We start from the raw sequence: 4,458 nt of genomic DNA, 5'->3' as shown, positions 1-4,458 counted from the left end.
CGCCGGCCTCGGCGCCGGCGCGGGCGCGGCTGCCGGCGCCTTGACCGGCGGCAGCGTCCTCGGCGGCGCCTTGCTTGGCGGCGCGGCCGGCGGCGCGATCGGTGGCCTGACCAAGGAGAAGGACATCGATCTCGGCAAGCCGGTCTGGCGCTAAGCGCCCCGGCGACGGCCAAAAGAAAAGGCCCGCCCCCGAGGGGGCGGGCCTTTTTGCTTGCGCGCTGCGTCGATCAGCCGCCGAACGCGAACTCCACACTGCGGCCCAGGCGATCGGTCCCGCGGCCGACGCCGCGGCCGGCGGCATCCGCCCGGTAGGTGCCGGTGGCCGTCTCGCCGTTGTTGCAGGTCGCCGACCAGGTGCCGTCATGCGGCGCGTTGATGCCGATCGCGCCGGTCGAGGCCGTCATCTGGCCGTTGCAGCTGACCGAGCCGTTGAGCGCACCATAGGCGAGCGAGGCGCTGCGCCCGCCCGCATGCGGCGTGATCTGGACGGCGCCCTGCGAGACGATGCCGCCCCAGGTGACGCGGGTCGGGATCGACTGAGCGGCGGGCACCACGGCCACGACCGGAGTCGCGACGGCCGGTTGCGCAACCACCACCGCCCCCGGCGCCGGCGTCACCACGACCGGCTGGCCCACGACCGGAGCCGGCGCGAGTGGCGCTCCGGAGACCCGCCAATGCGGCAGGTCGAGCGAGCGGACGCGATCGCCCATGGCGTTCCGGCGCAGGCTCTCTGGACCCACGCGCGTCGCCTCGAGATAGTCGACCAGCCGCGCCTGGGGATCGGCGATCGGGCCGTTCTCGCAGAAATAGCCGCGCAACAGGAACAGATAGCCGGGCTCCTGCGAGGTATCCCGCTTGTAGCCGCCGCCGTGATCGAAGCCGACGCAGTTCATGTTGTCGGACACGAAGGTCATGTAGCCCGTGCGGTCGAACCCCTTATAGGGGCCCCACTGGTCGACCTTGCGTCCCGCGCCGGCGACGGTGGTGCGGATCGCCATTTCGGATTCGGATGGGGGGTAGGCGGTGAAATAGCCGTCATCCTGTGGGACCGACAACACCATGCCTGCCGCCGCGGCGTTGGTCCCGCCCAGTGTCACGTAGTGGCGAGCCGTGCCCTTCAGGTTGTGCTCCACGGTCTTGTCGGTGGAGATGCGACATTGCATCCAGTCGAACAGTTCGAGCTGCGACCGGCCGCAATCGATCTGGCGCCAGCCGACATCGGAGCTCGTCGTCGTGGCGCCGGCGGAAGTCGCCGCCATCATCGGCAGCGTCACGGCGAGCGCGGCCAAACCTAATCGTTGAACCCGGACCATCGGAGATCCTCCAGCAGGTTGTTGGAATCGGCAAAGCCCCCGGCCGTGCATCCGGCCGAAACGCGGCAGCACGCCTTTCGTTCCAAACGGCAGCCTGCCGCTCCATTGTCATGCACCCTTGGCATGCCTAGTCTCCCCGCCTCCGGCGCATATTCGCCCGGCCCGTGCCAGCCGCCATTTCGAGGAGCCGAAGCTGTCCACACAATCAGCGACCACCGCGCGCGGCCACACCGCGGGCGGCGTTGAATCCAGCTTTGCCTGGTTCCGGCTCGGCGCCGCGGTGGCGCTCAGCACCATCGGCGGCGTCGGCATGTGGTCGATCGTCGTGGCGCTGCCGGCCGTGCAGGCCGAGTTCGGCGCCGACCGTGCCGGCGCCTCGCTGCCCTATACCTGCACCATGATCGGCTTCGCCGTCGGCAGCGTGCTGATGGGCCGGCTGGCCGATCGCCGGGGCATCATGGTTCCGGTCGCCATCGGCGCCGTCGCGCTCGGCTTCGGCTATGTCGCCACCGCCTTCGCGCCGAGCCTGTGGATCTTTGCCGTGCTCTATGGCGCGACCGTCGGCATGCTCGGCAGCGCCGCGGTGTTCAGCCCGCTGGTCGCCGATACGTCGCATTGGTTCGACCGCCGGCGCGGCACCGCGGTCGCCCTCTGCGCCAGCGGCAACTATTTCGCCGGGACGATCTGGCCCCCCATCGTGCAGCACTTCATCGAGACCGAGGGGTGGCGCAACACGCACATCGGAATCGGCGTGATCTGCTTCGTCACCATGCTGCCGCTGTCGCTGGCGCTGCGCCGACCCTCGCCGATGCACGATGACAGTGCCGGCGTCGGCAGCGGCACCGGGCTCGGCCTGTCGCCCAATGCGCTGCAGGCGCTGCTGATCCTGGCCGGCATCGCCTGCTGCGTCGCCATGTCGATGCCGCAGGTGCATATCGTCGCCTGGTGCGTCGATCTCGGCTACGGCGCGGCGCGCGGCGCCGAGATGCTGTCGCTGATGCTGGGCTTCGGCGTGGTGAGCCGGCTCGTCTTCGGCCTCGTCACCGACCGTATCGGCGCGCTCGCGACGCTGCTCCTCGGCTCGACCTTGCAGGCCATCGCGCTGATGCTCTACGTGCCGTTCGACGGGCTCGGCCAGCTCTACATCATCTCCGCCGTGTTCGGCCTGTTCCAGGGCGGCATCGTGCCGAGCTATGCCATCATCGTCAGGCAGAGCTTCCCGCCGAGCGAGGCCGGCACCCGCGTCGGCCTGGTGCTGTCATCGACCATCGCCGGCATGGCGCTGGGCGGCTGGCTGTCCGGCGAGATCCACGACCTGACCGGCTCGTACCAGGCGGCGCTCGCCAACGGCATCGCCTGGAACCTGCTCAACATGGCGATCGCCTTCTTCCTGCTGCGCCGCAGCTGGGCACGGCCGGCGCTCGCCTAGAATTTCACGCCGTCGGATTTCTTTTTCTCGAACGCCTCGCGGTCGGCGCGGCGGCGTGCTTCGGCCGCGGACGCCTCATCGTGGCGCGTCAGCCCGTAATCGGTGAGCGACAGTGTGAGCCTGGCGACCTTCTGGTTCGGACCGGTCTCGATCCGGCCTTTGAGGAAAGCACCTTTCGGCTCGCCGCCGATCGAGCTGCGCAGCCACCAGGTGAGCCAGGTGCGGTTGCCCGCCTCCTCGTCGGCCTTGCCGTATTTGGCATAGAGCTGCTGGCGCAGCGTCTCCGCATCCGGACCGTCGCGCAGGAACTGCTCGTAGCCGAGTGCCATCAGCTTCGATCCGTTCTGCACCGAGGCGAAGGTTCCCGTGAACGACGTTCCGTCCTGCAACGTGACCTTCTGCCGCCACGAGCTGTAGTCGGGCATCTTGTGGTCGCCCTTGAGCTTCGGCTCCCAGGTCACCGGCGGGGACGGCAGCGCGGCCTTGAACTGGTCGAAGGTGAGGCCGAGCTTGAGGCCGCGGATATCGGGCATCTCGCGACCCATGGCCGCGGCGATTCCAGCCGCCTCCTTGCGCTCGCGCTCCTCGCGCTTGCGTTGCTGCTCCGCCTCATGCAGCCGCCTCTGCGCCGCCTCGCGCGCATGGTTGGTGAGGTTGATCGACCAGCGTTCGACCGGTTCGTCGAAGCCGTAGAGCTGAAGCTCCGCCAGGCGCGGCTCGAAGCCGGCCCCGCCCCGGCGATAGACCTCGCGATGCTCCCCCGGCAGCAGGAAGACGCGCGCCGGCGCCTGGGCATTCATAGGACAGACCGCGTCGAGGCGCCGGACCGCCTCGATCGCGGCCGCCTTCACCGCATTGTCGTCGGTCACGGCGAGGCCGGGCGCCGCCACCAGATAGAGATCGGGGGTGGATTTCGGGCAGGCCTCGATCGCGAGACCGGCCAGCGCGGTCTGCCGCCACGCCTTGGCAATCGCATTGCTGCCGGCGGTGTCGAGCGGCAGGCGAAGCGCATCGGTCTCCAGAAGCTCGAAGTTCTGTCCCGCCAGGCGCGGATCGAGCAGCAGGCCGCGGGCGAAGCGGCCCTCGAAGGTGCGGTCGCTGCGCCCGGGCAGGGTCGCGGTAAGAACCACCTTGGCCGGCCCGTCGACCAGACCATCCACCCCTTGCCCCTCGATGCGCACGCGGAAGGTGCCGTTGCGGTACCAGGACGGACTCCAAACCCGCAGGCCGGTCGCGTCATCGGCGAGCCAGCCGGCCGGCATCGGCGCCGGCAGACTGCGCGACAGGGATTCCGCCTGGACGCGGGATGTGTTGTCGAGCGCTGCCAGCTCGCGATCGCGCGCCAGCAACGCTTCATCCTGGCCGCGTGCCGCCGATTGCATGAGCCAGGCGAGGCCACGCACCCGGTCGGGCTTGGTCCCGACACCATCGCGATGCGCCTCGCCGAAATAGAACTGCGCGTCGGCATCGCCCTGCCCCGCCAGCGCCTCGAGCCGCGCGAATGCCGCCGCCAGATCGCCCTGGCCGGAAGCGGCCGCGCGCAAGGCACGTCCCGCCGCCAGGCCTTCGGGCGAGGGCACACGTGCCGGTGCCGCCAGCCGGGGCGCCGGCGGCGCCACGCTGGATGGCGGCGGCGACGGCGCGACCGGCGGCGAACTGATCGGCGGCTGAACGACGGGCGCCTGCGCGACCGGCGGCGCAGGCTCGTCCGGCTTC

Annotated in this window: 2 protein-coding genes and 1 pseudogene; 1 reads left to right on the top strand and 2 read right to left on the bottom strand. The window is 70.3% G+C overall.

Translation table 11 applies throughout. The features are described 5' to 3' along the window. Window positions 1-227: 227 nt before the first annotated feature. A complete protein-coding gene (locus tag DT074_RS27605) occupies window positions 228-1,313 on the bottom strand; it encodes a hypothetical protein (protein ID WP_162915292.1) in 1,086 nt (361 codons plus the stop codon). Between the two features lie 280 nt (window positions 1,314-1,593). Between DT074_RS27605 and DT074_RS27600 the strand changes: the two genes are divergently transcribed. Continuing rightward, window positions 1,594-2,742, top strand: coding sequence for an MFS transporter (locus tag DT074_RS27600; RefSeq protein ID WP_368744951.1), 1,149 nt, complete (start codon window positions 1,594-1,596; stop codon window positions 2,740-2,742). On the opposite strand, the pseudogene DT074_RS27595 reads toward DT074_RS27600, so the two are convergent. Continuing rightward, a pseudogene (locus tag DT074_RS27595) lies at window positions 2,739-4,458 on the bottom strand (hypothetical protein); the annotation flags it as partial. The gene DT074_RS27600 and the pseudogene DT074_RS27595 sit on opposite strands and share 4 nt — an antisense overlap.

The sequence above is a fragment of the Desertibaculum subflavum genome, from assembly GCA_003576705.1.
Taxonomy (GTDB): domain Bacteria; phylum Pseudomonadota; class Alphaproteobacteria; order Ferrovibrionales; family Ferrovibrionaceae; genus Desertibaculum; species Desertibaculum subflavum.
The sequence above is the reverse complement of the archived record's forward strand: the minus strand, read 5'-3'. Positions and strand labels throughout refer to the sequence as shown.